Below are 24,388 nucleotides of genomic sequence, written 5' to 3'. Positions count from 1 at the left end.
CTCCTAGTATCCCTCCGCAATTACATTCAGTTTACCGGATTTCTAGCGATCCACGTCCGGTACATGAAAAAGGGAAGACGCATTTCAAACTCTCGCAATGGTTTCACCCTTGTCGAGATCATGGTGGTAGTCGTTATCGTCGGACTGCTCGCATCTATCGCGATTCCCGGCTTCACTCAGTCTAAAAGGAACTCCGTCGCCTCTCGTACCGCGAGCGACTTCAAGAAGTTCGCGGACCAATTTTCGCTCTACAACTTGAGCACAGGAGTTTGGCCATCCGATGGTTATCCATCCACTATCCCCACAGGCATGGATGATCAGCTCGGAAAGGGAACCTGGACCGACATCACCGCAATAGGCGGACAATGGGACTGGGATTACCAAGCAATGGGCTTTACCGCTGCGGTCTCCATCCATGGACACAGCGTCGACAACGAAACAATCTTGTCTATCGATAGGCTCATCGACGACGGAAACCTCAGCACCGGCAGCTTTGTCAGAGTCAGCGAGGACCACGTCAGTTACATCATAGAGGAATAGCGACGCCCTTCTATCTTGTTTGTTTCGCGCGTTTGCCTCATTCAAGAGGCATGTATCCGAATACCCATTTCGCGGGAAACCAACATTCTCATGCGAGCGCCTGCTTAACGAAAGCTCAGACGCCGAGCTTTCCCGAAGATCGATGAATTTTCGGACCGAAGTTGAGATCCCTCGTCCGCAAAGCCAATTCGACTACTCGAGCGGTTTGCTCACTCTTGGGTCCTGTTTCGCGGACGAGATCGGCACAAAATTGGCCGATCACCTTTTTTTGTGCGTATCCAATCCATTCGGAACGGTTTTCAACCCTTTGGCCATAGCCGCTTTGTTAGACCGGGCAGTTGAGCAAACACGTTTTGAAGAGGGAGAATTCTTTTGGCATCTAGAACTGTGGAGGCACAACCTAGTCCATAGTTCCCTCGCTAGCACGACACTCGAAACTAGTTTAGAGAACGCAAATAAGTCTCTTGCCCAATTGCGAGATAAGCTAGCCGAGAGCCAACTGCTCATCATCTCGCTAGGGTCGGCTTGGGTCTATGAAATTCAAGATTCAAAGGAGGTAGTTGGCCACAATCACAAACGCCCTTTGAAGGATTTCCAGAAGAGACTCCTCCAGCCTCAAGAAATCGCTTCAAAGCTCAAAACAACCTTTAATCGCCTGCTCGCCAACTCTCCGCAGCTGAAAGTTTGCCTAACCGTCAGTCCCGTCCGCCACCTCAAAGACGGTCTGCACGAGAACAACCTTAGCAAAGCCTCCCTACTACTAGCGGCAGACCGCTTGGCTCAATCGTCACCAAATATCGAATACTTCCCCGCATACGAAATTCTGAACGACGAGCTGAGAGATTATAGATTTTACGCAAACGACCTTGCTCACCCTTCCTCAGAAGCGGTCCAATTCATCTGGGAACACTTCCTAAAGGCCTATCTTTCCAAATCGGATTGGTCCTTGTTTGAAGAGATACGGACCTTGCAAAACTCCCTTGCGCATAGTCCAACACACCCAGAGACAAAAGCGAATCGTCAGTTCCACAGAAAACTCTTAGAGCAAATAGAATCGTTATCGAATAGAGGACTCGACACCGACCCACTCCTTGAGAAATGGAACAACCTTTCCTGAAGCCACCAACTCTACCCCAGTCAGTCAGCTCCAAGATTGATTACTCGCTCGTAAAAAGCACACGGTCTTATGTCCTCTGCAAATCACAAGAATCCGAAATTTGGATAAAACGCGAAGATGAGCTCAGCGCTGGCGTAGCCGGTTCAAAACTCCGCAAATACTCCAGCCTAGTTCCCTATTTCAAAGAAAAAGGTATAAAAGTGGTAGGTTTGATTGGCGGACCGAACTCCAACAATCTCGTCGGGCTTTCCCAACTTCTCAAAGAGAACGACATACAACCGATAGCATTTATCAGAGAGGCAGCGGACAAGACCTTACGCGGCAACTCGCTCTTGCTGGATATGCTCTTGTCCGAGAAAGAAAAGATATCGATCTCAAGAGATGCATGGGACAGCGCATCATCTATAGCAGAAAAGCATCTATCCAAATCCGGCCTGCCCTTTTTCTTGCTTCCAGAAGGAGCTTTCGTTCCGGAAGCCCTACCAGGAGGACTTACCCTCGCAGAAAGCGTATTAGATAATGAAATACAGAATGGCGTATTCTTTGATCGTATTTACATTGATTGCGGCACAGGACTCACAGCGATCGCTCTCATCCTCGGATTAGAATTTCTAGCACCCCAAATTGCAAAATCACGAACCCTCGTTGTCACATTGATCGCAGGCAACGAGGCAACATTCAAAGAGAAGCTAACCCAAACGAGGAAGACGCTCAATATGGGCTCGCAAATCAGCACAGAGCCTAGCTGCACCATCGAGTTCAGACGCCCAGCATTGTCTCCAAAATTTGGTTCAATCAGCAAATCACTGATCAAATCGTGCCGAGAAATCGCCAGAAACCATGGGCTTCTCATGGATCCAACCTACTCAGTGAAGCACTTCCAAAGCATGATCGAAGACTCCCAAAGCCTCACTGAGAAATCGCGTTGTCTGTTCATTTTCAACGGCTCCCCCCTTGGCTTAATGGGATTCCAATCCCTGCTCGGAACATAATCCTATCCCATTCATAATGCAGACGGGAAGTAGAAAATAGTGCGAAACAGTATCCAAGATCAGGTATTCCACTAAAAAGTATCCATCAGTCTTATACCGAAACTTAGGCAAGCTAACGCGTGAAGAAAACTACCTAAGACTCGCTACAGTATAAACCAAGACGTTTAGGTAAATCAGGTTTAAACCGAACGCATAAGACTTTGAATACGAAACATATCGTGTATAATTAAGTCACAAAACACACAGTCAGATGCGCCTCACTCTCCCAAACATTTTGTGGGTCGCCATCGCTGTCGTACTCTCTCCATTTGATTTCACAAATGCCGATTCACGGCAGCTTAGCGAATCCGAGCAATTAGCGATCGTACGATCCTGGCTCCCTTCAAAGACGAAGGGCCTGCACTTGCTGTTCGAATACAACACCTCTTCACAAAGATATAACACAATCACTGCCAAAGAGCTTCACGAAGCGGTCGATAAAGCAGGCCGAACAGTGACAATCATAGAAGCAGAAGCGCCTTATGATCGTAGCCCCCGCATCATCGGAGGCTACAATCCCTACAAATGGAAATCCATATTCGGCAGCTACGAAAGGAGCCCGGGACGATTCATTTTCGATCTCAACAAACAGAAAAAGTGGGAGAGAGATAGCGGGCGAACCGGAAAGACCAGACTAAATCCGGCGGACTATGGACTACAGTTTGGAGAGGGAGATCTCGTCATTAATCCTGACCTGAAATCCGGCTCCTCCAAAGACGCCACCTTTTCAAAACCGAATAGCAGCTCTTCCGTCCTATTTGGCCAGTCCTCAAAATTCAAAATAAGCTCAATCAGAGTCTACGGAGTACTGATGGACACGCACGCCACGCCCGCGGCCGCCCTGCCCGCCTTTAAGGAATACAATCCCCCTGCAAAACCAAGCCCTGTCCCAGACGCCAGTCACTACCTATTTGAGTCTCTAGCTGCAGGAATCGCCCTCATCCTAGCTGCGATCTTAGCCAAGAGATAGGCGTGCGTGTCGGTAGATGCCCTCTCGCACCAAGCATCTCGCAGCTCCAAATAAAGCACAAAAAAGCGGCCCCGGATCCGGGACCGCTTGAAAGCGTTTAGTACTAAACTTGGGATGTATTAGAAAGGCGATTACATCATGCCGCCCATTCCACCCATGCCGCCCATGCCGCCCATGTCGTGGCCGCCTGGAGCTGCAGGTGCTTCCTTTTCAGGAAGATCTGTGATCATACACTCTGTAGTGAGGAGCAGACCAGAGATAGAAGCAGCATTCTGAAGTGCAGAGCGAGTAACCTTAGTCGGGTCAACAACACCTGCCTTGAGAAGATCTTCGTAAGTGTCAGTTGCAACGTTGTATCCAACGTTTCCTTCTTGGCTGAGGATTTCCTTAACCACGACGGAACCTTCAACACCTGCGTTCGCGCAGAGCTGACGGATTGGACCAGCAACCGCTGTCTTGATGATTTGGGCACCGATCGCTTCGTCACCTTCGAGCTCGAGAGCGTCGATTGCTTGAGCAGCACGGATGAGAGCAACACCACCACCTGGGACGATGCCTTCTTCAACCGCAGCGCGTGTAGCGTGGAGAGCATCCTCAACACGAGCCTTCTTTTCCTTCATGTCTGGCTCAGTCGCCGCACCAACGTTGATGACTGCAACACCACCAGCAAGCTTCGCGAGACGCTCTTGGAGCTTTTCGCGATCGTAGTCGGAAGAAGTTTCTTCGATCTGACGACGGATGAGCTTTACGCGGCCTTGGATGTCGTTCGCGGAACCAGCACCTTCAACGATAACTGTGTTTTCCTTGTCAACTGTAACGCGCTTTGCGGAACCGAGGTCGGAGATCTGAACGTTCTCGAGCTTGATGCCGAGGTCTTCAGTGATGCAACGGCCACCAGTGAGAACTGCGATGTCCTCGAGCATTGCCTTGCGGCGATCGCCGAAGCCAGGAGCCTTAACCGCACAAACGTTTAGTGTACCGCGGATCTTGTTAACAACGAGAGCTGCGAGCGCTTCACCTTCGATATCCTCAGCGATGAGGAGGAATGGCTTGCCAGTCTTGGCAACAGACTGGAGAAGCGGGAGAAGGTCGTTGAGGTTAGAAATCTTCTTCTCGTGGATGAGGATGTAAGCGTCTTCGAGGACTGCTTCCATTGTTTCCGCATCAGTTGTGAAGTATGGAGAGAGGTAGCCCTTGTCGAACTGCATACCTTCAACAACGTCGAGCGTTGTTTCCATGGACTTGGCTTCTTCAACGGTGATTGTTCCGTCCTTGCCAACCTTGTCCATTGCGTCAGCGATGATGTCGCCGATTGTCGCGTCCCAGTTTGCGGATACAGTCGCAACTTGCTTAACTTCTTCGCGAGACTCAACAGCCTTGGAGATCTTAGCGAGCTCGGAAACAGCTGCTTCAACAGCCTTGTCGATACCGCGCTTGAGGTAGATTGGGTTGCTACCAGCAGTTACGTTCTTGAGACCTGCACGGTAAACAGACTCAGCGAGAACGGTTGCTGTTGTAGTTCCGTCACCAGCAGAGTCGGAAGTCTTAGAAGCAACTTCGCGAACCATCTGCGCGCCCATGTTTTCGTATGGGTCTGGAAGTTCGATTTCCTTAGCAACGGTAACACCGTCCTTAGTGACGTTTGGAGAACCAAACTTCTTGTCGATAACAACGTTACGTCCCTTTGGTCCGAGAGTTACCTTTACCGCCTTAGCGAGTGTTTCAACACCGCGGAGAACCGACTGACGTGCCTTTTCGTCGAATAGCAATTGCTTAGCCATTATATTTTAAAGTGTGTAATTAATTATTGGTTACTGAGTGAAGATCGCCGAGCTTACGCTTCGATGATACCGAGGATGTCGTCTTCGCGAACGAGGAGGTACGTTTGACCGTCAACCTTAACCTCTGTGCCGCCGTACTTGCTAGTGAGAACGCGGTCGCCAACCTTAACGTTGAAGCCGATAGCGTTTCCCTCTGCGTCCTTGGAGCCAGTTCCGAGAGCGATTACTTCCGCTTCTTGTGGCTTTTCCTTAGCGGAATCTGGGATATAGATACCACCACGAACTTGTTCTTCTTCTTCGATGTGCTTGATAAGCACGCGATCACCTAGGGGTTTTACTTTCACTGATGTTGATGCGCTCATTTTGAGTTATCGTTTTGTTAGATTATGTGATTGATTAAATGAATAACAAGGGACGCTCCAAAACCAATTGGAACGTCCCGAAATTTCGAATACTAGCTCTTCTTGTCGTCGTCGACGACCTCGAAGTCTGCATCCACCACGTCAGCTTGCTTTGGCTCGCTCTGAGCTGGCTCACCTGCGTCCGCACCTGGAGGCGGTGGAGGTGGAGCACCTGCTCCGCCCATTGGATCACCCGCTGCTCCGGCAGCTGCGGCTTCCTGGTAGAGCTCAGCACCGATCTTGGAGAGGTTTTCGAGGGCAGCCTTGATTTCGTCTGAGTTGTCAGACTCAAGTGCCTTCTTGCCTTCAGCGATAGCACCTTCGATTGGAGCCTTCTTGTCAGCTGGGAGCTTGTCGCCTGCTTCGCCGAGCATCTTCTCCATCTGGTAGATTGAAGAGTCGAGCTGGTTACGGTTTTCAACCGTTTCCTTACGCTTCTTGTCTTCTTCCGCGTGGAGTTCCGCGTCCTTGGTCATCTTATCGACTTCCTCTTCGGAAAGACCGCCAGAGCCAGTGATAGTGATCTTCTGGTCCTTGCCAGTGCCCTTGTCCTTAGCGGAAACGTTGAGGATACCGTTGGCGTCGATGTCGAAAGTAACTTCGATCTGCGGTGTACCACGTGGTGCTGGCGGGATGCCATCGAGGTGGAAAGTACCGAGAACCTTGTTGTCAGTCGCCATCTGGCGCTCACCTTGCAGAACCTTGATCTCAACGGATGGCTGGTTGTCAGCGTAAGTTGAGAAAGTCTGAGACTTCTTCGCAGGGATCGTAGTGTTGCGAGGTATCATTGGAGTTGATACGCCACCTGCAGTTTCGATACCGAGCGTGAGTGGAGTCACGTCGAGGAGAAGAACGTCACGAACGTCACCCTTGAGAACCGCACCCTGAATCGCTGCACCGATTGCAACCACTTCATCCGGGTTAACACCTTGGTTTGGCTTCTTGCCAGCGAGCTCTTCAGCGATCTCAACAACCTTTGGCATACGAGTCATACCACCAACGAGAACGAGCTCGTCTACTTCGGAGGTGCTCATATCCGCATCACGCAAACAGTTCTGGAATGGAACCTTGAGGCGTGAGAAGAGATCGTCAGTGATCTGCTCGAGCTTCGAGCGAGTCATCTGAATGTTCAAGTGCTTCGGACCTGAGGCGTCTGCAGTGATGAACGGGAGGTTGATGTCGTAAGTAGTCGCGGATGAGAGCGCGATCTTCGCCTTTTCCGCTTCTTCCTTAAGACGCTGCAGAGCCATTGGGTCGCCCTTCAGGTCGATTCCATTCTCTGTCTTAAATTCGTCCACCATCCAGTTGATGATGTGCTCGTCCCAGTTGTCACCACCGAGCATGGTGTCACCGTTAGTGGACTTTACTTCGAAGACGCCGTCACCGATTTCGAGGATGGATACGTCGAATGTACCACCACCCAAGTCGAACACGGAGATCTTCTCTTCTGACTTCTTATCAAGACCGTAAGCGAGAGATGCGGCTGTAGGTTCGTTGATGATACGAAGTACGTTCAGACCAGCGATCTTGCCGGCGTCTTTAGTCGCTTGGCGTTGGCTGTCGTTAAAGTATGCAGGAACAGTAATAACTGCTTCAGTGATTGTCTCACCGAGGTATGCTTCCGCGTCCGCTTTGAGCTTCGCCAAAACAAAAGATGAAATCTGCTGCGGAGCGAACTGCTCAGTCTTGTCGCCAACCTGACACTCGATGTAAGCGTCGCCGTTGTCCGCACCCACGACAGAATAAGGGAGGTTTGCTGCCTCTTCGCTCAATTCTGTGAAATTGCGGCCAATCATGCGCTTGGCTGAAAAGATGGTGTTCTTCGGGTTCGTTACCGCCTGGCGCTTTGCCGCCTGGCCGACGAGTCGTTCACCTGTCTTGCTAAATGCTACGATTGACGGAGTCGTACGAGCACCTTCTGCATTCGGTACTACGACTGGCTCATCGCCGTCCATAACCGCCATGCAGGAGTTTGTTGTTCCTAGATCTATGCCTAATACACGTCCCATGCCGGCCCATAAGCAAAGGGTGTACCACGAACAACACCGAACCCATTACCCACTGCTATTCTTACACTTATAAATCCAAAGCATGCTATTCACCTTCGTTTTGCCCCCCACAACGATGTCACTATGTCACACCCGTGTCTCACTTTTTTACAATTATGGGCAGTTCGCACGCCCATGTGGGACAAAGTTGATAAATCACACATCAAGCAGGAAACATCCGCAATTACGTGCTACTCTAAGGCACTTATGATTCTACCAGATGAAGTCCCGGCCATGAGCCTGCCGGGCGTCGTGCTTTTGCCCAAAACGGTAATGCCTCTGCGCATCTTTGAAGACAAGTACCGGCAAATGTTGGCCGACTCGCTAGGTGGCCACCGCCTCTTCGCCATCGCAAACAAGATGCAGGAGAATGAGCTGAGCTTCCCGGGAGAGACGCTGAAACTCCACGAGGTCGCCACCGTCGGCCTTATTCGAATGAGCTCTCAGAATCCTGACGGCACCTCTATACTCATGCTAGAGGGAACGGAACGGGTACACATCGATCAGGTTAACGAAGACCTTCCCTACCCGCTCTTAACGGTTAGCCCACTTCCCACTACAAACCGCCCGGAAGATGAACTCGAAGCGGAGCTAGTGGTCGATCTACTTGGAAAAATCGATACACTCCATGAGCTATTTGGTCCATCCAACGACGAAACGGCACACGCCTGCCATGCGATCGACGACCTAGAAATGCTCTGCCACTTCATTATGCAAACCTACTGCACGAGCTCGCCCATGCTTCAAAAAACGCTAGAGACTACCGACCTCGTGAAAAGGTGCAGGATCGTATCCGAGTACCTCAGCCTCCAGATAATGTTGGTAACAGATACCGACCAATAAGCTCGGGAGAACTTACTTTAGACGATCCAATCCGGGGCGACGACGAGCAAAGGCCTGCTTTACCTCGGCTAGCGACAACGTATTGAAAACATGCTTTTCGCTGAGCCACCCTTTTCGGGCCGTATTCACGCCAGCTGATACAAACTTAAAATGCTCGGCCCTGTGAGCGTCCGGGTTGATGCTTGTCAAGAGCCCCTTGTCAGCAGCTTGCCTCCAAAAGCGCCAATCCATATCCAATCTCCTCGGATTCGCGTTGATCTCAATGATCACTCCATTGGCGATGGCCGCGTCAACCACCTTTGCGACATCAAGCTTATAGCCCTCTCGCCTGAGCAGGATTCTCCCGGTCAAATGCCCAAGCATCGTGGTAGCAGGATGCTCGATTGCCCGAATCAACCGCTTCGTCATTTCTGACTCACCTTGAGTCATAGAGATGTGAACCGAAGCCACGACGTAATCCAACGCCATAAGCGTTTCATCTGCGAGGTCCAGGGTCCCATCACCCAAGATATCACACTCGATCCCAGCAAAAACGTGCGTCGAAAATCTACCTGAGTCATTGAGAGCTTCTATCGATTTGATCTGCTCAAGCACTCTTGCGTCATCCAACCCATTCGCCTGGAAGCTCGCCTTCGAGTGATCCGCAGTGCCCCAATATTCCCACCCCAGCGTCTCAGCCGCTTCGGTCATCTCCTCAAGCGAGCAACGCCCGTCAGAAGCTGTCGTGTGATTGTGAAAGGATCCGCGTATCGAATCCCCCCGTAACAACTTAGGGATGCCACCATTTTCCGCGATTTCGATCTCCCCCATACCTTCTCTTAATTCCGGGGGAACGTATTCAAGCCCCAAGCACGAAAAGATATCCGCCTCAGACTTAGCTATTTTGCTATTCGAGAAATCCTCGTCTTCGACCGGCTTCAACCCCCATTCACTCAGACTCAGCCCCTTCGCCAGAGCTCGTTGTCGCATGGCAACATTATGATCCTTCGATCCTGTAAAATGATGCAGGGCAAACGCAAACTGAGCCGGAGGCACCACTCTCAGATCCGCTTGCAACCCAGACTCGAAACGCACACTCGACTTAGTCTCCCCATGGGCAGTCACTTCCTTTACGTCGTCCTGATTGACAAACCACTCCATGATCGGCTTCGGCGTTTCGGAAGCTACGATAAAATCCAAATCCCCGACCGTCTCGCGTTTGCGTCTAAAACTGCCGGCATGAGAAGCCTCCACTACTTCCGGAAGAGCCTTCAGCCCTTCCAGAACAGGTTCGGCGACAGCCCTAGCATCCCACCATAAATGACGTTTTCCATAAGCCTCCCGATTCTCGATTCCTGACAAAATCTTCTCCGCAGTCTTCTTGCCAAATCCCTTCAAAGAAGCCACTGAACCGCTCTCGCAAGCCTCCTTAAGCTCCTCGATGCTCTTTAGCCCCAGTTCCTTATGCAGGGCCTTAATCTTCTTCGCCCCGAGCCCCGGTATCTCAAGCATGGATACCAACCCCGGTTCGACTGACGCTTTCAATTTCTCAAAAAACTCAAGCCCTCCCGTCTCGTGTAACTCAGTGATTTTTTGAGCTAATGCGTCCCCAAATCCCGCGACCTCTTTCAATCTCCCCTCTGCAACCAAATCGGCAAGATCACTCTCTAAGGTTTCGAGTTTACGAGCTCCATTCTGGTACGCCCGAATTTTGAAAGGGTTCTCTCCCTTGAGCTCCAGCAAGGTAGCTATCTCGTTTAATACGTCAGCAATATCGCTCTTATTCATTTATCTATCCAGAAATTTTTAGAATGTTACGCAGGTAGCTTATTCAACAGAGCTTTTCCAGCCTCGTTACGAGGAATTGACTCCAAACGTATCCACTTCTTGGGCATTTTAAACCGAGAAAGCTCGCGCCCGATCATCTCCTTGAGCAACTCCTCTCCCACGCCTTGATCTTGAGGCACATAGGCAACCGCGAGTATTTGCCCCCACTCGTCATCCTCCCGACCGAACGCCGAGACATCTCGCACCAAACCGCTTTTTTCAAACGCCAACTCAATCTCGCGCAAGTTCACCTTTTCCCCTCCAGTAATCACAACGCGGTCCGCACGACCAAGCACGCTCAAATGCCCCTGAGCATCGAGCTTACCCAAATCGGTCGTAATGATCGAAACATCAGAAGGGTCAGGTCGATCTCCAAAATACCCTCGAAATAGCGACGTACCCAAAACTTGGATCAAGCCAATTTCATCCACCGCTTTGCGCGTATTCGTTTGTTCCTCGTCCACGATATCGAGCTTCACATGCGGCAAGGCCCTCCCTTGATGCAACTCGCCCGCAAGAAACTGTTCCGGAAGCAAGGTTGCCACCTGGGCCGCGGTCTCCGTCATTCCATAGGTCAACGCAACCGGAATTTTCAGATCCCGAGCTTTCTCTAGCAAGCCGATAGGAGCTGGGCCGCCTCCCAAGAACACAGCGCGATACTCCTTTAGTTCGGCGATGTGGTCCTCGCTTCGCAATAAACGCTCGAGCTGCGTCGCAACCACTGAAAGAAACCGCACCTCCCTCTTCTCGCCCTTCAACAACCGGTGGACATCGGTAAACGTATCCAAGGTACCGAACACGACTTTTCCAATTGTGAGCAAAGCTCGCACCAATTGCATGAATCCGCTGACATGATACAACGGCAACACGCAATGCCCTGCCATACGATTACAAGAAATGTGCTGCTGAAATCCATAGGTCGCAGCCGCCAAGGTAGTCCAATCATGGATTGCGAAACGAATTCTCCCCGTACTTCCTCCAGTCGGAATCATTACCCTAAGCTTATTCACCCCCATCTGGACCTCCTCAGCAGAAGCCGCAGCAAGCTCGTATTCAAACACTCCAGCGTCGCTGTCTCTGATTTCAGCATGCAAGTCGGCGATTCTCCTCGCCGTATCCAATTCAACCCTACCCCAAGTTGGGTTGAACAAAAACAAGTCGATCTCCTTTCGGGCAAACGCAAGAAAGAGCGCCGTAAAGCTCAAAGGATGCGTTGCGAGTATGGCGACGCGCGCTCTCCCGTCCCTCTTCCCGCAAATCTCCTCGGCGATGCGGTGAGCCGATTCGTATACCGAATCCCAAGCTCCTTCAAATTGAGGGAAAAGCCCTCCGTGAGATTCGAAATCGAAAAGTCTATCTAAGTCAGGTTCCACAGGCGTTCGAAATCATCGCTACTGCCTAAACAACCGTTCTGCAAGAAAGGACCTAACCCCAATCCAATATTCCTATCCGCAAACAAATCATCCACACCGAATCCCAAGGCTCGACGCTGCTGCGAATGGCGGATGGCGAAGCCGATCGCGTTCGAAGCGCCAATCTTAGTCTCAAGCGACGACGAAAAGACACAACAGTCCTCCCCTTGCCCGAGCTCCTGAGAAAGCTCGCGATAGCTTCCGCTAAGCGATGGTTTGATAACAAAAACTCCGGGCCACTGAGCGTCTCGCCATCGCTTCAGGTCGTCCACCGACCCAACCGATTCATCTAAGGCAAGCGGTGTCGGGAAGTCTGAACTTAGCCTAAGCATCTCCGACTCCATGCCCTTGGGCAGCGGTTGCTCGAGAAATTCGACCGGCAACTCCGCCAAACGCTCCAGCCATAGGCTCGCCGTTCGGGCATCGAGCACTCCGTTCGCGTCCAATCGAATTTGGATTTTGCCATCGCTCAAATCCACAAATCGATCCAGGGCACGCATCTCGTCGATGACAGCCCCCTTCCCGATCTTGAACTTCAAACACTGAAAGTGCATCTGCAGCAGCTCCTCGATGCGGGCCATATCATCCAAGTCAGAAACTAGCCCGCACACCGGCCACGGCTCTGCGAGCTCAGGCCACTTCCCTTCGGACGAAACCTGCTCCAAGGCCGACTCTAGCCCCCACGCCAAACAGGGATACCCGCTCAATGCACCTCGCAGGGCCTCCGGCTCCATTTCCTCCCCGATTTCCTCCACCGCAACGAGGGCCGAGGCGAAACTCTCGGTCCCAAAACTCGGAATCGGCGCCACTTCGCCAAAGCCAACGCGTCCATCTCGGTCCTCAATCCGCAGCAATAGTCCCTCCCGCTTAGGAAAAGACTCACGCGCATTACTAAAGACACCGGCAAACGACCGGCGGTAGGCCTTGTATTGAAAGCGATACATTTTAGAGGCCGGAACTACTCGTTCCCCCAAGGCAGGGCAAAATTTTTTAGGCAAGCCTGCCAAATTTCTTGATTCCTCATCAACCTCTCCCTACTTCGGACTATGGCCAGCCTGAGTTCAAAAGACTTCAACGAGAACAACTACTATCTCGGCAGCGAGGAGTTCTTCACTGCGCAGCGAGATAATGCTCTGACCTACGACGACGTGTCGTTAGCTACCAACTACACGGAGATTCTGCCGCGCAACGCCTCCTTGGCGACGACGCTATCGGACCGTCTCTCCTTAAACTTGCCGATCCTCTCCTCGGACATGGATACCGTCACGGAGTCGCAAATGGCGATCCAGATGGCGCTCTCCGGCGGCATGGGCATCATTCATTACAACATGCCCTATCGCGAACAAGTCTCGCAGGTGACACGAGTCAAGTATCACATCAACGGGCTACTTCCCAACCCGATCACCATCCCAGACCACCTTCAGATTGGCGACGTACTCGATCTCATTGACGAAAAACGCTACAAGTTCCGCACGTTCCCGGTAGTGGACGGAAACGGCCGACTCGCTGGCCTATTGAGCAGCCGCGTGGTGAAGGCCCGCTACGGACACCTGGCAGTCAAGGAGGCAATGGACTCCATCGAGCAGGTCCACACCATGAACGAGAAGGATGTGCTGCACGATCCGATCGCGGTCGCGGACAAGTTTTTTAGCAAGCACATCGGCATCAACAAGCTGCTCGTCGTCAACGAAGACGGATTCCTCAAAGGACTCGTCTCGCTCTCCGACATCGAGCGAATCAACGCCGAATCCCAATCCGTGCTCAAACCCGCCCGCGACTCGGACTTCCGCTTGGTAGTCGGCGCCGCCATCTCGGCGATCCGCAAACCTGACGGATCCCTCGATCACGATGCGATAGCCGAACACGTTGGAAACCTCGTTGCCGAACGCGTAGACGCAGTCGCCGTTTCAACCGCGCACGGACACAGCGCCGGAGTCGGTGAAACCGTCAAATTCGTCCGCGAACAGTTCCCTGATCTCACCATCATCGCCGGAAACGTGACTTCCGCCAGCGGCGTAGAGTATCTCGCCGACTGTGGAGCAAACGCCATCAAGATCGGCCAAGGTCCAGGCTCCATTTGCACCACCAGAATCGTAGCAGGAGTAGGCATCCCTCAGCTAACCGCCCTCTACGTCGCTTCAAAAGGCGCTCAAAAGAAAGGCGTCCGCATCATCGCCGACGGGGGTATCACCAAATCCGGAGATATGGTGAAGGCCCTGACCCTATCCGACGCAGTGATACTCGGCGGCATGCTCGCTGGCTGTCGCGAGGCTCCTGGAGAGTTGATCGAAATCAACGGCAAGCTCTACAAGCAATACCGCGGCATGGGCAGCCTCAGCGCCATGGAAAAGGGTTCCGCATCCCGCTACGGACAGGACAAGCGAGACACGACTCGCAAACTCACGGCCGAAGGAATCGAAGGCATGAAAGAAGTTCAAGGCACGGTCGCTGAAACGCTCGCTCCTCTCGCTGGAGGAATCCAGAGCGGAATGGGCTACCTCGGAGCAGCAACCCTTTCTGAACTCAAAACGAACGCCAGATTCGTGAAGATATCATCAGCGGGCATGAAGGAGTCTGCGCCACACGACGTCATCGAAGTATCCAAGCGCGGCTAACTCGACTGAGACCAATTTGAAAAAAGAAGCGGCTACCGATTCCCGGTAGCCGCTTTCTTTTTAAATATCCGTCTTGGAGCGCCCGTGGAGCTTGGACTCCCCTGAAGCATTCGCTTTTCGAACCTTGGATCGAAACACCTCGCTCCAAACCGCATGCATAACCCAAACACCGAAGATGCAGGGCGTAATCGAAATAAGCATACTGGTGAAGTCCGTAGGTCGGATGGCTTCCAATAAAGTTGGCACCGTCAGGAACAATGCGAAACGCCAGCAGGAGCGGCTCTTTTTCAACAAACGCTCGGGCGAACCCTGTACGTCAACCGTTTTGAGATCCGGCTTCAGTCGGCTCGCCACATGCCGGAAATACTTGCCGTAAAACAGGGCGTAGAAAATCCAGACGGCTCCCCAGCTCCAGCTTGATTCAGCGATGCTGCTCGTCTCGTTCATAGTTAAAAATAGTTTGGGTTTGCAGGATCTAGTCGTTCAAATCCGGACTAAGGATAAGATCGGCTAAACTCCTAAGAACCTGAGCCACAGTCTTTGTTCCCCTCTCTGAGGATGCTCCAACTCATTCAAAGGCTTTTTTGCTGGATTGCTTTCCTTAGCCTAGCCTATTTTCCGCCCCATGCAATCCACCCAGGACGAGGTTCTAGACATTTTCAAGCGCACCAAAGCGCTCCTTCAAGGGCACTTCATTCTCCGCTCCGGACTCCGAAGCGAGTACTTCTTCCAGTGCGCTCAGGTCTGCCAATACATGAGCGAGGTCACACGCCTGATCGAGTTGCTCAAGCCCAAGCTCGATTCCCTGGAGTTTGACACCGTTCTCGCTCCAGCAATGGGAGGCCTCGTCGTAGGCCAGGAAGTCGCCCGCCAACTCGACAAGCGCTACATCTTCGTCGAGAAGGTTGACGACAAGCTCGAACTCCGTCGCGGATTCAAGATCGCTGAAGGCGAAAAGGTTCTCATCGTCGAAGACGTCGTCACTCGCGGCGGACGTGCAGACGAGGCAATCGAGATCGTTAAGCAAAACGGCGGTGTCGTCGCCGGCGTTGGAGTACTCGTCGATCGCAGCCAAGGAAACTGGAAAATCGATGCCCCCTTCGTTTCGCTCCTAGAAATGGGATTCCCAACCTACGATCCGGAAAATCTTCCCGATCACCTCAAGGACATCCCCGCCATCAAACCGGGAAGCTAACTCGCTTCGATCTGACTTTCAAAAACACCAAAGGCCCAGCGATTTCGCTCGGGCCTTTTGTTTACTTAAGGGAACCTGATGATCACGCCACCTCCACGCGAAGGCGGTGGCATCGGCGGACGTGGATAGCGGTTTTGCTCGTGTCGGTCGATGTTGTCCATGTTCTCGCGATTCATCCCGATAAACGCACCGCCGTGCTCGTATGTGAGGTCATGCATCAGCTTGGCGAACTTCACGCCTGAGTTCTGCAGGATCATAGCCCCATTGTGAATCACGTTCGGAAAGCCGATCGCGTTGATACGAGCAATCCGGTTTCCTTCCTTGTCCTTGTTCAGTTTTCTGATTTCCGCCAGGACCGGCTCCGGCTTTCCCGTAAACTCGTCTCCAAATACGTAGATGCCAAAGTGGAAATCCTCGACGTCCGGCTCGTAAAGTCGACGGATCGCAACACGAATCCCTGGCACAGGATTACTTTCGCTCTCAAACGGATACAAGCGAACTTGCCTGACCATCGCCTCTCTGAGCTCCGGCGAATCCTCCAACCACTTCCCGCCCATGCGAGACCCCATAATGAAGTGCCCTGAAGCATCCAGAAGCTGAATACCTTTCACCTCTGGATAAGAGCTAATGACCTCTTCAAACTTCCGAACCACGTGGGGATTGATAAGGTTCGTGCTGCCCTCTCGCATGCTTCCAGACGTGTCGATTACGAAAGCGATCACATTGCTCTCTACAGGCACGCCAATCGGCACCGGTTCGATTACCTTCTGCTCGATTTCAGGTTCGGTCTGCAAAGCCGCCAGCTCTTCTTTCACCGATTCGAGATCCGTGATGAATAGCTCCCGAGCCTTCTCCTTGTCGCTTATCTGCTGCTTCAGTTTCGCGATCAAAGCCTCTAGCGTATTACGCTCCCGATCGGTCCGCTTGCGCTTCGTCTTCTGCAGATCAAGCTTCATATCGAGCTCGTCGTTCTTGATCTGGTAGTCGGCTAGCATCAACTGCCGCTGCATAACCGTATTCTCGAGAACCTTCTGCAGTTTCAAAATCTCAGTTTGTTGTACCCCCATGGATACGATAAACAGCAGAATGATCGCCCCGAAACCGCAGCAAATACAGTCGAGGAACGATAGGCTAAAAACCTCAGTCTTTCTTGAACGCCGGCTCATATGTCAGGCCACCCCTCCGATGGGCTAATCATTGCTCCGCTAGTAGAATTCGCCAAACGCCAGAAATGCACAGCTGACCCTGGGTCAGGCATAAGTGGATACATGATTGTGTTGACCGGAAGGTTTAGCTGCAAGGCGTTTTGAGCTGCTCGCAGCATAGCGACGCGATCATCGTACATCACTTGACTTCCACCAGTCGTATAAGAATCCGCAAGCGTCGGCAGCCCATCACAAATCAAGACCAGACGATCAGGTTCCACCGGCAGCTCGTTCACAATCTGGAATGCTCGCTCTAGATTCGCGCCTCCTTCGGGAGTGATGTCGTCAATCGCATTGAGCACGTCGACCGTGAGATTGTTATCCATCGGATCGAACCACTCGCGCCCAAAGCCAACTTCCAGCGGAACCAAATCCTTGTTGAAAAAGATGATTTTGTAGTTCGATCCCTCCTTGAGGTTCGCGATCATCCATTTCAAGGCGAGTTTAACGCGTTTCCACTTCGGGGCATCCCTCCGCTCCCTCTCGGGCTTCTCCACCCATTCGGTGGCTTCCACGATCGTATCAGCGGTCATACCGCCCGATGCCTCAACGAGAAACAAGACCTGTTCGCCAAGAATATCGAAGCCGGTCAAATACTGACGACGGTCAGGATTGGGGATCGGGATTGGAGTCTCCTCCTCCTGAGTCGGCATATTCTCCTTGTCCGCGATCAGCTTTCCAAGCTCCTCCTCAATTGCAGCCAATTGCTGAAGGAGCAGCTTGAGCATCTCGTCCATCTCAGTGTGACGCTTCTTCGCGTCATCTAAGCGAGCCCCGCTGTCTTTCGCCCTTTGCGTTTCGAAGGCAAGAGTCAGTTTTTTGTTCTCGATCTCTTTGTCCTTGAGGTCGATCTCGTTCTCCATCTCGCCGATAACGGCCATAATTTGGGACTGTAGATCGTCCATTGTATCCGCCTTGCGACTGGCGGTCAGAACGAACAGGAGCAACACCGCTCCAAATCCACAACATACGCAGTCGAGGAAGGAGAGGCTAAAAACTTCGGTTTCTTTTCTTTTTCGAGGCATGTACCCAAATATCTACTGGATGCAGTGGATCAGAAGCAGCTGCTTCCGCCTTCCTGGCAATGCGACTTCGAAAGAGTCGCCCGCTCTCAGACTCGTCGACGAGCCGGACTCGATGATCGTACTCTTCGACTCCGCCAAAACCCATTTTTCGTCCGTTAACTGAAGCCGGAACAGCTCCGTCGGCGTGGGCGTGAGATCTCGCTCGACTACGAGATCGAAATCTTCCGAATCCCCAAACCCAATCAAAAAATCGCCTGTTCCTAGCTCGTAAGCCAAACCGTCACAAACGATGTGGGTCGGATTCAAGGATTTGCCCTGTTTTACAAGTCGTATGGCTCCCGCTGGCACGCGTGGCAGCATGCTGCCGTCCTCGCCCTCCTGCGGAACTTCCAAGTTTATCCCCGTTTCCACACGGATGTCCTCGATCGACTCCGGCCTCTCCCAGGTTTTTCCGAGATTAGCAGCCCCAAAAGCCGAACTCTCAGCTGGCAAGTGTTTCACAACCCCTACCCCCTGGGCCACAATTGACTCTTTCAGCCCCTGGATCGCAGCTGCTCGCTCAGACAGAATGACCTGCACCGGCCCTTCCCCGTCTCCGAAATCGTTGATCGTTCTCAGAAGCATCTGCGTCAACGCCTTCACGTAAGGAGCGAGATCGATCGCCGCCAGATCGCGAGTAACCGTCATTTGACGCGACTTCTCCTTGGTAGACACCTCCAAGCTAGCCTCTGACACTTTTCCCAAGTGAAAAAGCATCTCGCGCGTCTGAGCGTGAAAGGCCTGCTCAATTTTCCGGTCCTCGGTGATATCGAACGAAGTTTGCTTCAAGAAACGGTTCGCCAAGGCATTCGAGAAACGCTCCTGCATCGCGTGAAACCCACTTTGCGGCTGCCTCGAGAAGTACACACGCTCGAGTCCGTAACGCTTGTTGAAAACCGTGATATGAGTGGCGTGGAGCAACAGGTCCAAGTGGAACAAACGCTCTCCCTCCGCAACGCCCCAAAGACCTTCACTGTAGAGTGACGCTGCCGCCATATCGACCACCCCAGCCACAGGCAGGTTCAAGTCGTTAAGAATACCCAGCAAAATCCCGATTCTTTGCTCCGAATGCTCGTTGCTCTCCAAATAGTGGCCGGGTACCGCCAAAACCACTCGCTCGATGGAAGGCACTTCCTTGGAAGCTCGATCGACAAGCTCACTCAAGAACTTGTACGCGATCTGCGAATAGGCCATTCGCGAGCGCATCCCCTCGAAGTTCGTCGACTGAAGCGAGAGCTCGTCGATGAAAGAGGAATTTACACGCCGTGGAAAAACTTGCCCGAGCTCCTGAGCTTCCGCTCCAAAAACCAAGGGTTCCGACTCATTACCAGCAAATGCATAAGCGGGAAGGCGTTCCGAATCTCCGCCTAGTTGGATCGTGCGTGTCGACCCATCCTCTTCAATTACCACGCCATGCACGCCCACGTCGCTTAATTCGATTCCAAGAGTAGCCATAATCTTGATCTAAATTCTCTATGTTGTTGCTGCGCCCGGTCTCAGGTGAAGCTGATGTGCGTTTCCTCGTGTTCCGGGGTCTTCATCAGAGCAATCACCCGCTTGCTCACGAACTCCTTCAGATCAAGAATCAGCTTCTCCTGCTTTCCTTGCAGCAAATGGAGGAAAAACATGAGGGCGATACTCAGCAAAAGAGCGATCAGCGTAGAATTGAACGCCAAGCCCAACGAAGCCGTTACCCCCGAGATATCGCCCTTGATCGCTTCGTCCGCCTGGGCAAGCGCCTCGCCAATACCGCGAACCGTTCCGATAAACCCTACCGATGGGATCGCCCACGCCAGATAGCGAAGCAGCCCAAGATCAGAATCAAGCTCGTCGTAAGCCATTTCCGACTTCTCGTGCACCGCCGAGGAAGCGTCCTGAATCGAATGGGTGGAATCAAATCTGTGCAAAGCCGATAAAATGATGTCCGGCAGGATCTTGGACTTCAACTTCGGCGTTCGAGATACGTCGCTCTGCAAATCCTTGTAGTGGCCTAGAGCCTCCTCGGGAATAATCCGTTCCCCCTTTGAGATCCTTAGAAACGGATGGGTAATCACCGATCGTTCCCCCATGACTCGTAAGCCCTTGTAGCCCAGGATAATCATCGCCCACATCATAAGCATCAGACAAACCATCTGCTCCTTGTCCTTGAGAATGATGACAAACGAACGGCTCGCGACCTTAGGCTTGTCCGGGTTCTGGTTAGCCTCAACAAGGCTGGCGATTTCGATGTCCTCCGCCACCGGCCAAATGTAGAAGCGATAAGCGGAAAACACGACGGCCACTGAGACGATCAATCCGAGGGAAATTATCAGGAATTCTCGGGACAGGAAACTGTTCCTCTTCATAAATTTAGTGCGTATTCTTGGTTGTTCAGGGGTAAGTTCAATTCAAGGTAGCTAAACTCGCGTTTAAATCCAGTCTCGCTTACGAATCTGTATACGAACTATGAATAAACATAGTTTCATTGAAATTCACGCCTTATGGCTCTACTTGCTAAACTGTATGTCCCATACATACTTCATAAAATAAATTAGGCGAATCCAATCAACAGTCCCAAAACGTAGTTAATTGTAATATGAATCGGAAGAACGTTCTTATATCCACCCCGCTCGTACTCCTTGCCTCTGCCGCAATGATCTTTCAAACCGGATGCGCTGGACCCGCGGCTTCCAAAACAGTGAAAGGAGCCACCATGGGTGGCGCCGTCGGCGCAGTCGGCGGATTGGTCGCTGGCCAAGACGCAGGCGGAATCGCAGCAGCCGGTGTCGCAGGCGCCGCAGTCGGTACCGTCGTCGGAGCTGTCGCTCAAAACCGAGAAAACAAACGTCAGGACACCCTCGCCCAGCAAAGAGCCTACAACCAGGCGATCGCCATGCAAAAGCGGGCCCAAGAGAAGGAAAAGGCGCAGCTCCATGAAGAGCTGGAGATCGCCGAAGGTTTCCGCATCACGCAAGAAGAGCTCGACGAGATGACGACCCGCGCCGAAAGCGCAGAGGAGCAACTTGCCGTCCTCCAGAAGCGACGCGACGCAGCGATCGAACGTAAACGCTCGCTCGACGAACTCGAAGAGCGCGAACGCGAAGCCCTCGCAGAAGCCGCCCGACTTGAGAAGGAACTCGCCGAACTCGAAGGTGGAGCCACCACCGCTCAAAACAACACGACCGAAGAGCCCGAGACTCCTCAACTATAATAAGGCGATCCTGGCGCACGCCCCGCCCAGCCCCCTACGATTAAGAACCCATGAACAAAATGCGCTTTATCAAAAAATTCCGCTCTGCGGCAATTTGCCTGTGCGTCGCGTTCCTCCTCCAGGCCTGTAACACGACCTACGAAATGCAGGTCGATGCGATCAAAAATCCGTACCCGATCGATCCTGAAGCCGACTCCTACGTCCTCGTACCGAGAGACCCAAGTGTCGACACCAGCGATCTTCGCTATCAGGAAACGGCCAACTGGATCCGGACCGCACTCTCCGCAAAAGGCATGTACGAAGCGCTTGATCCCCTCGAAGCCGACATGGTTATCGAGGTCGATTACGGCATGGAGCCTCCACGCCAGGAGGTCAGAATCGTGGAAGTGCCTGAGTACCGGACAGTGCAAGGCCCCGGGCGGTACGTCACCCAATCCGTTCGCGATCCCAAAACAGGTAAAGTAACCACCTACACCGTTTACGTGCCAGGGCGCCGCACCACCGAGCTCATCGGCTACTCCCAACAAGCCCAGACCATCATCATCAACGAGAAATACATGGTGCTCACCGCCAAGCAAAACACCTTGGCAGAATCCGGGGACGCCGCCGCTGAAGAACTCTGGAGCGTAACAGTCAAAAACGAGGACGACAGCACAGACCTCCGCGAATACCTGCCCATTATGGCCTCGGCCGCCACCGACTACATCGGAGAAGACACCGAGACCGCCAAAACCGTCCGCCTCAAAAGCGACGACGAAGTGGTAGATTTCGTCAAGAAAGGGATCTTGAAGGAGAACCTCTAAAGTGGGCGATCGCTAGCTTCACAACATATCTTTTCGAAACCGGCTCGTGTCCTGCGAGCCGGTTTTCTTTTGCCAGCTCGAAAATCGATTTCCACTGACGCATCAAACTCGACCACCCAAAGAATGGACCGTGCTTCGGATCGTACATATTTGTAGGCTCAGAAGTGATGCCATTTAGCTCAATCACCCGTATCCCTTCACCGCGCTTCAAGTGCTCAACACTCGGGACTCTCAAGTCGTAACGCCCGAAGTGAAATCCCTCCACCCGGCTAGAAAACGAATCAACCGCCTCTTCAAGTTCTGGCGTAATCAGCTCCTCTCCATCGAGAAAAACCGCCCCTCGGCTATGCGTCCCAATCGAGGCCAGCATAAAACGCTCCCCCTTTTGCGGTACCGAATCCAACTGAGATTCGTATTCGCTTAGAAAGTACTTCGCCATACAAACCGCTCGTTGATCTCCTAGGATAAGCTCTTCAAGCGTAGACTGCCCATCGCCCACCACAGAGGTGGTTCGCTTATCGGTTATCGAAGAAATCCACCCGAGCTTCTTACTCTCAAACCTCTGATAGAACACACCGTATTCAGATCCACCGATAAATTCCTGCACGATCGAGTCCTCATTCTGCCCTTCGAAAAAGGAACGCGCCTGTTCGCGGCTCTTTATCACCGTAACGCCCTGTCCCCTCTGCCCAATATCAGGTTTCAACACCACAGGAAACGGAAGATCGAGCCGATTCATAAATGCGTCCAAACGGCTCAGCTTATCCTCCAGCGGTAGATCCAACTCTATCGCTTCAAACCGAGCAACCGGCACCCCATGTTTACTCAGATGCTCTAGTATCTGAATTTTGGATTCGTAGACTAAACCGCTCGCTGGCATACACGGATTCACCGAAAAGGGCAAAGAGATGGAGCGATAACGCAGCGAAAGCCAAATGATGTATGGGACGACCGGTAAGTAGACCGCCCACATGGGCCAAAACTCCCAAGAAACCAAACGACGCCATTGCGAATACAGCAGGCGCCTTCCTCTCCAAGTTACAAGTTTGGCGAAGAGGCGAGCTCCAATCGCAAACGCCACAATCACCAACACGATTCCAAACCAGCCGCCAGCCCCGATAGATTCGAAAAACTCCAAAAACGCCTCCCCAGCGTAGTACGACGCCAACACCAAAATAGGCGTCCAAACCGCCGAAGCCACCAACAAGGCCCACGAAAAGCGTATCCAGCTCACCTTGACAACGCCTGCAGCAAAATACGTCGGCACTCGGCTCCCTGGAAAAAAGCGCGTCAAGACAACCAAAGCGACCCCACGCTTCTCAAACCAAGCTTTACTTTTGTGAAGAGAACCGCCCGAAACCATACGCCTCAATACCGGCAGTTCCAATGCTGTCGCTCCGAAAGATCTCCCAATGAAGTAGATCCCTAAATCTCCCCAAAAGATGCCTAGCAAACAGCCGAGAATCGCGGGCACCAAATCGATTGCCCCGCTAGAAGCCAAAAGTCCTCCGCCAATACAGGCAAAATCCTCGCTCGCCAGAGTAGACACCGCCAAAAGAAAACCGCCCCAAAGGCTCCCTAGCTTGATGCCTTCGTAGTCGGCGAAAAACGCAGCTTCGCCCACGCCCTCGCTCCGTGGGCTAAACGAAATCTCACCCTGATCCCTCAGACCATCATACGATAACAACGATGCGTTTGGGTTTACCTCCAAATAAGCACGCTCTCTTTCAGTAAGAAACGCCGCCTCAATCCCTTCAAAAATCAGCCCGATAGGCGTATTCAAATTTCGATAAGCGATCTCCGCCTCTTTCTGGTCAGCCTCAAAGATTCGCTTCGCGGTGCTAAGGTTATAGGGCAACTGCTCCGCGTATCCGAAATGCGGAACCGCATGATCCAACACCCAGAACCAAGCGAGCTGGAACGCCTTCATCGCCGTGTTCAGTCGTTCATCACCTAACAGTTCAAAACGGGTAGACACCACCGGATCTACCAACAGAACCCCTTCCGTTTTTTCCCTCCCTAATTGCTCGGCGAGCAGGACAGCATCGACTGAGCCATACCCAGAGCCAGCGACCCAAAGCTCCTCAGCTCCGCTCCTTTCAATCGATGCCTGAATAGCCCGCAGATCAACTTTCCCATCGACCCGCTCCGGTCGCCACACCTCGAAATTGGCCTCAATCCAAGCTAAGTCAGACAGGTCACCCTCCGATTCCACAACCCGCTCGAACAGGACCAGCAGCCGCTTACCCTCAAACTCCGGACCACCAGCGGACTCGCCCCGTCGCTCATCCCCCCCCCGCTGCCACAAAAACGAAACGAGCAACAGCACGCCGTAAACGACTATCAGCTTTGACTTCGTCTTCATCT

Annotated in this window: 21 protein-coding genes; 9 read left to right on the top strand and 12 right to left on the bottom strand. The window is 52.4% G+C overall.

Features of this window, described 5'->3' with window-relative positions; translation table 11 throughout:
* Positions 1-63: 63 nt before the first annotated feature.
* The 4 genes from JIN87_RS09085 to JIN87_RS09070 all read left to right on the top strand — a co-directional run bounded on the left by JIN87_RS09085 (position 64) and on the right by JIN87_RS09070 (position 3,658).
* Positions 64-540 carry a type II secretion system protein gene (locus JIN87_RS09085; RefSeq protein ID WP_200355237.1) on the top strand — a complete coding sequence of 159 codons (477 nt, stop codon included), beginning with the start codon at positions 64-66 and terminating at the stop codon, positions 538-540.
* A gap of 142 nt (positions 541-682) precedes the next feature.
* The gene (locus JIN87_RS09080) at positions 683-1,657 is read left to right on the top strand and encodes a GSCFA domain-containing protein (protein WP_200355236.1); all 975 of its coding nucleotides are present in this window, start codon (positions 683-685) and stop codon (positions 1,655-1,657) included.
* Positions 1,639-2,649, top strand: coding sequence for a hypothetical protein (locus JIN87_RS09075; protein WP_200355235.1), 1,011 nt, complete (start codon positions 1,639-1,641; stop codon positions 2,647-2,649). Before JIN87_RS09080 ends, JIN87_RS09075 begins: the two co-directional genes overlap by 19 nt.
* 250 nt (positions 2,650-2,899) lie before the next feature.
* Positions 2,900-3,658: a TLD domain-containing protein gene (locus JIN87_RS09070; protein WP_200355234.1), complete on the top strand. Its 759-nt coding sequence runs from the start codon at positions 2,900-2,902 to the stop codon at positions 3,656-3,658.
* A gap of 131 nt (positions 3,659-3,789) precedes the next feature.
* Here JIN87_RS09070 and groL read toward each other — a convergent pair whose 3' ends face one another.
* The 3 genes from groL to dnaK all read right to left on the bottom strand — a co-directional run bounded on the left by groL (position 3,790) and on the right by dnaK (position 7,849).
* Complete coding sequence (groL, locus tag JIN87_RS09065; RefSeq protein WP_200355233.1) at positions 3,790-5,439, bottom strand: chaperonin GroEL; 1,650 nt, start codon at positions 5,437-5,439, stop codon at positions 3,790-3,792.
* Positions 5,440-5,492: 53 nt separating this feature from the next.
* Entirely contained in the window at positions 5,493-5,801 is a 309-nt protein-coding gene (locus tag JIN87_RS09060) for a co-chaperone GroES (protein WP_200355232.1), read from the bottom strand.
* A gap of 92 nt (positions 5,802-5,893) precedes the next feature.
* Positions 5,894-7,849: a molecular chaperone DnaK gene (gene dnaK / locus JIN87_RS09055; RefSeq protein ID WP_200355231.1), complete on the bottom strand. Its 1,956-nt coding sequence runs from the start codon at positions 7,847-7,849 to the stop codon at positions 5,894-5,896.
* 246 nt (positions 7,850-8,095) lie between these two features.
* On the opposite strand from dnaK, the gene JIN87_RS09050 reads away from it, so the two are divergent.
* A complete protein-coding gene (locus JIN87_RS09050) occupies positions 8,096-8,731 on the top strand; it encodes an LON peptidase substrate-binding domain-containing protein (RefSeq protein ID WP_200355230.1) in 636 nt (211 codons plus the stop codon).
* A gap of 12 nt (positions 8,732-8,743) precedes the next feature.
* On the opposite strand, the gene polX is transcribed toward JIN87_RS09050, so the two are convergent.
* From polX to menC, 3 genes are read right to left on the bottom strand one after another with little or no spacing between them, the layout of a single operon-like run.
* Complete coding sequence (gene polX, locus JIN87_RS09045; RefSeq protein ID WP_200355229.1) at positions 8,744-10,498, bottom strand: DNA polymerase/3'-5' exonuclease PolX; 1,755 nt, start codon at positions 10,496-10,498, stop codon at positions 8,744-8,746.
* A 26-nt stretch (positions 10,499-10,524) separates the two neighbouring features.
* Complete coding sequence (locus JIN87_RS09040; protein WP_200355228.1) at positions 10,525-11,910, bottom strand: AMP-binding protein; 1,386 nt, start codon at positions 11,908-11,910, stop codon at positions 10,525-10,527.
* Positions 11,895-12,893: an o-succinylbenzoate synthase gene (menC, locus tag JIN87_RS09035; protein WP_200355227.1), complete on the bottom strand. Its 999-nt coding sequence runs from the start codon at positions 12,891-12,893 to the stop codon at positions 11,895-11,897. The genes JIN87_RS09040 and menC overlap by 16 nt, the downstream gene beginning before the upstream one ends.
* Before the next feature lie 102 nt (positions 12,894-12,995).
* On the opposite strand from menC, the gene guaB reads away from it, so the two are divergent.
* Positions 12,996-14,564, top strand: a complete 1,569-nt coding sequence (gene guaB / locus JIN87_RS09030; protein ID WP_200355226.1) for an IMP dehydrogenase — start codon at positions 12,996-12,998, stop codon at positions 14,562-14,564.
* Between the two features lie 60 nt (positions 14,565-14,624).
* Here guaB and JIN87_RS09025 read toward each other — a convergent pair whose 3' ends face one another.
* Entirely contained in the window at positions 14,625-15,011 is a 387-nt protein-coding gene (locus tag JIN87_RS09025; protein ID WP_200355225.1) for a hypothetical protein, read from the bottom strand.
* Between the two features lie 178 nt (positions 15,012-15,189).
* Between JIN87_RS09025 and pyrE the strand changes: the two genes are divergently transcribed.
* Entirely contained in the window at positions 15,190-15,759 is a 570-nt protein-coding gene (gene pyrE, locus JIN87_RS09020) for an orotate phosphoribosyltransferase (RefSeq protein ID WP_200355224.1), read from the top strand.
* A 65-nt stretch (positions 15,760-15,824) separates the two neighbouring features.
* On the opposite strand, the gene JIN87_RS09015 is transcribed toward pyrE, so the two are convergent.
* Genes JIN87_RS09015 through JIN87_RS09000 form a run of 4 tightly spaced genes read right to left on the bottom strand, consistent with a single transcriptional unit; the run spans position 15,825 to position 20,373 of the window.
* Positions 15,825-16,925 (bottom strand): coiled-coil domain-containing protein, encoded by a 1,101-nt coding sequence (locus JIN87_RS09015; RefSeq protein ID WP_200355223.1) that lies wholly within the window; start codon positions 16,923-16,925, stop codon positions 15,825-15,827.
* Positions 16,922-17,989 carry a vWA domain-containing protein gene (locus JIN87_RS09010; RefSeq protein ID WP_200355222.1) on the bottom strand — a complete coding sequence of 356 codons (1,068 nt, stop codon included), beginning with the start codon at positions 17,987-17,989 and terminating at the stop codon, positions 16,922-16,924. Before JIN87_RS09010 ends, JIN87_RS09015 begins: the two co-directional genes overlap by 4 nt.
* A 12-nt stretch (positions 17,990-18,001) precedes the next feature.
* A complete protein-coding gene (locus JIN87_RS09005; protein ID WP_200355221.1) occupies positions 18,002-19,483 on the bottom strand; it encodes a hypothetical protein in 1,482 nt (493 codons plus the stop codon).
* Positions 19,484-19,524: 41 nt separating this feature from the next.
* Entirely contained in the window at positions 19,525-20,373 is an 849-nt protein-coding gene (locus tag JIN87_RS09000; protein ID WP_200355220.1) for a MotA/TolQ/ExbB proton channel family protein, read from the bottom strand.
* 230 nt (positions 20,374-20,603) lie between these two features.
* Between JIN87_RS09000 and JIN87_RS08995 the strand changes: the two genes are divergently transcribed.
* Both JIN87_RS08995 and JIN87_RS08990 read left to right on the top strand, forming a co-directional pair.
* Positions 20,604-21,218: a hypothetical protein gene (locus tag JIN87_RS08995; protein WP_200355219.1), complete on the top strand. Its 615-nt coding sequence runs from the start codon at positions 20,604-20,606 to the stop codon at positions 21,216-21,218.
* A gap of 50 nt (positions 21,219-21,268) precedes the next feature.
* Complete coding sequence (locus tag JIN87_RS08990) at positions 21,269-22,021, top strand: hypothetical protein (protein ID WP_234033314.1); 753 nt, start codon at positions 21,269-21,271, stop codon at positions 22,019-22,021.
* Here the strand turns inward: JIN87_RS08990 and JIN87_RS08985 are convergent.
* Positions 21,990-24,386, bottom strand: coding sequence for a DedA family protein (locus JIN87_RS08985; protein WP_200355217.1), 2,397 nt, complete (start codon positions 24,384-24,386; stop codon positions 21,990-21,992). The two genes, JIN87_RS08990 and JIN87_RS08985, sit on opposite strands and share 32 nt — an antisense overlap.
* Positions 24,387-24,388 lie beyond the last annotated feature (2 nt).

The organism is Pelagicoccus mobilis (assembly GCF_016595505.1).
GTDB lineage: Bacteria > Verrucomicrobiota > Verrucomicrobiia > Opitutales > Opitutaceae > Pelagicoccus > Pelagicoccus mobilis.
The sequence above is the reverse complement of the archived record's forward strand: the minus strand, read 5'-3'. Positions and strand labels throughout refer to the sequence as shown.

Coding starts and splice junctions, on each gene's coding strand:
- JIN87_RS09085 (WP_200355237.1), top strand. CDS start 64: ATGAAAAAGGGAAGACGCATTTCAAACTCTCGCAATGGTTTCACCCTT.
- JIN87_RS09080 (WP_200355236.1), top strand. CDS start 683: ATGAATTTTCGGACCGAAGTTGAGATCCCTCGTCCGCAAAGCCAATTC.
- JIN87_RS09075 (WP_200355235.1), top strand. CDS start 1,639: ATGGAACAACCTTTCCTGAAGCCACCAACTCTACCCCAGTCAGTCAGC.
- JIN87_RS09070 (WP_200355234.1), top strand. CDS start 2,900: ATGCGCCTCACTCTCCCAAACATTTTGTGGGTCGCCATCGCTGTCGTA.
- groL (WP_200355233.1), bottom strand. CDS start 5,439: ATGGCTAAGCAATTGCTATTCGACGAAAAGGCACGTCAGTCGGTTCTC.
- JIN87_RS09060 (WP_200355232.1), bottom strand. CDS start 5,801: ATGAGCGCATCAACATCAGTGAAAGTAAAACCCCTAGGTGATCGCGTG.
- dnaK (WP_200355231.1), bottom strand. CDS start 7,849: ATGGGACGTGTATTAGGCATAGATCTAGGAACAACAAACTCCTGCATG.
- JIN87_RS09050 (WP_200355230.1), top strand. CDS start 8,096: ATGATTCTACCAGATGAAGTCCCGGCCATGAGCCTGCCGGGCGTCGTG.
- polX (WP_200355229.1), bottom strand. CDS start 10,498: ATGAATAAGAGCGATATTGCTGACGTATTAAACGAGATAGCTACCTTG.
- menC (WP_200355227.1), bottom strand. CDS start 12,893: ATGTATCGCTTTCAATACAAGGCCTACCGCCGGTCGTTTGCCGGTGTC.
- guaB (WP_200355226.1), top strand. CDS start 12,996: ATGGCCAGCCTGAGTTCAAAAGACTTCAACGAGAACAACTACTATCTC.
- JIN87_RS09025 (WP_200355225.1), bottom strand. CDS start 15,011: ATGAACGAGACGAGCAGCATCGCTGAATCAAGCTGGAGCTGGGGAGCC.
- pyrE (WP_200355224.1), top strand. CDS start 15,190: ATGCAATCCACCCAGGACGAGGTTCTAGACATTTTCAAGCGCACCAAA.
- JIN87_RS09015 (WP_200355223.1), bottom strand. CDS start 16,925: ATGAGCCGGCGTTCAAGAAAGACTGAGGTTTTTAGCCTATCGTTCCTC.
- JIN87_RS09010 (WP_200355222.1), bottom strand. CDS start 17,989: ATGCCTCGAAAAAGAAAAGAAACCGAAGTTTTTAGCCTCTCCTTCCTC.
- JIN87_RS09005 (WP_200355221.1), bottom strand. CDS start 19,483: ATGGCTACTCTTGGAATCGAATTAAGCGACGTGGGCGTGCATGGCGTG.
- JIN87_RS09000 (WP_200355220.1), bottom strand. CDS start 20,373: ATGAAGAGGAACAGTTTCCTGTCCCGAGAATTCCTGATAATTTCCCTC.
- JIN87_RS08995 (WP_200355219.1), top strand. CDS start 20,604: ATGAATCGGAAGAACGTTCTTATATCCACCCCGCTCGTACTCCTTGCC.
- JIN87_RS08990 (WP_234033314.1), top strand. CDS start 21,269: ATGAACAAAATGCGCTTTATCAAAAAATTCCGCTCTGCGGCAATTTGC.
- JIN87_RS08985 (WP_200355217.1), bottom strand. CDS start 24,386: ATGAAGACGAAGTCAAAGCTGATAGTCGTTTACGGCGTGCTGTTGCTC.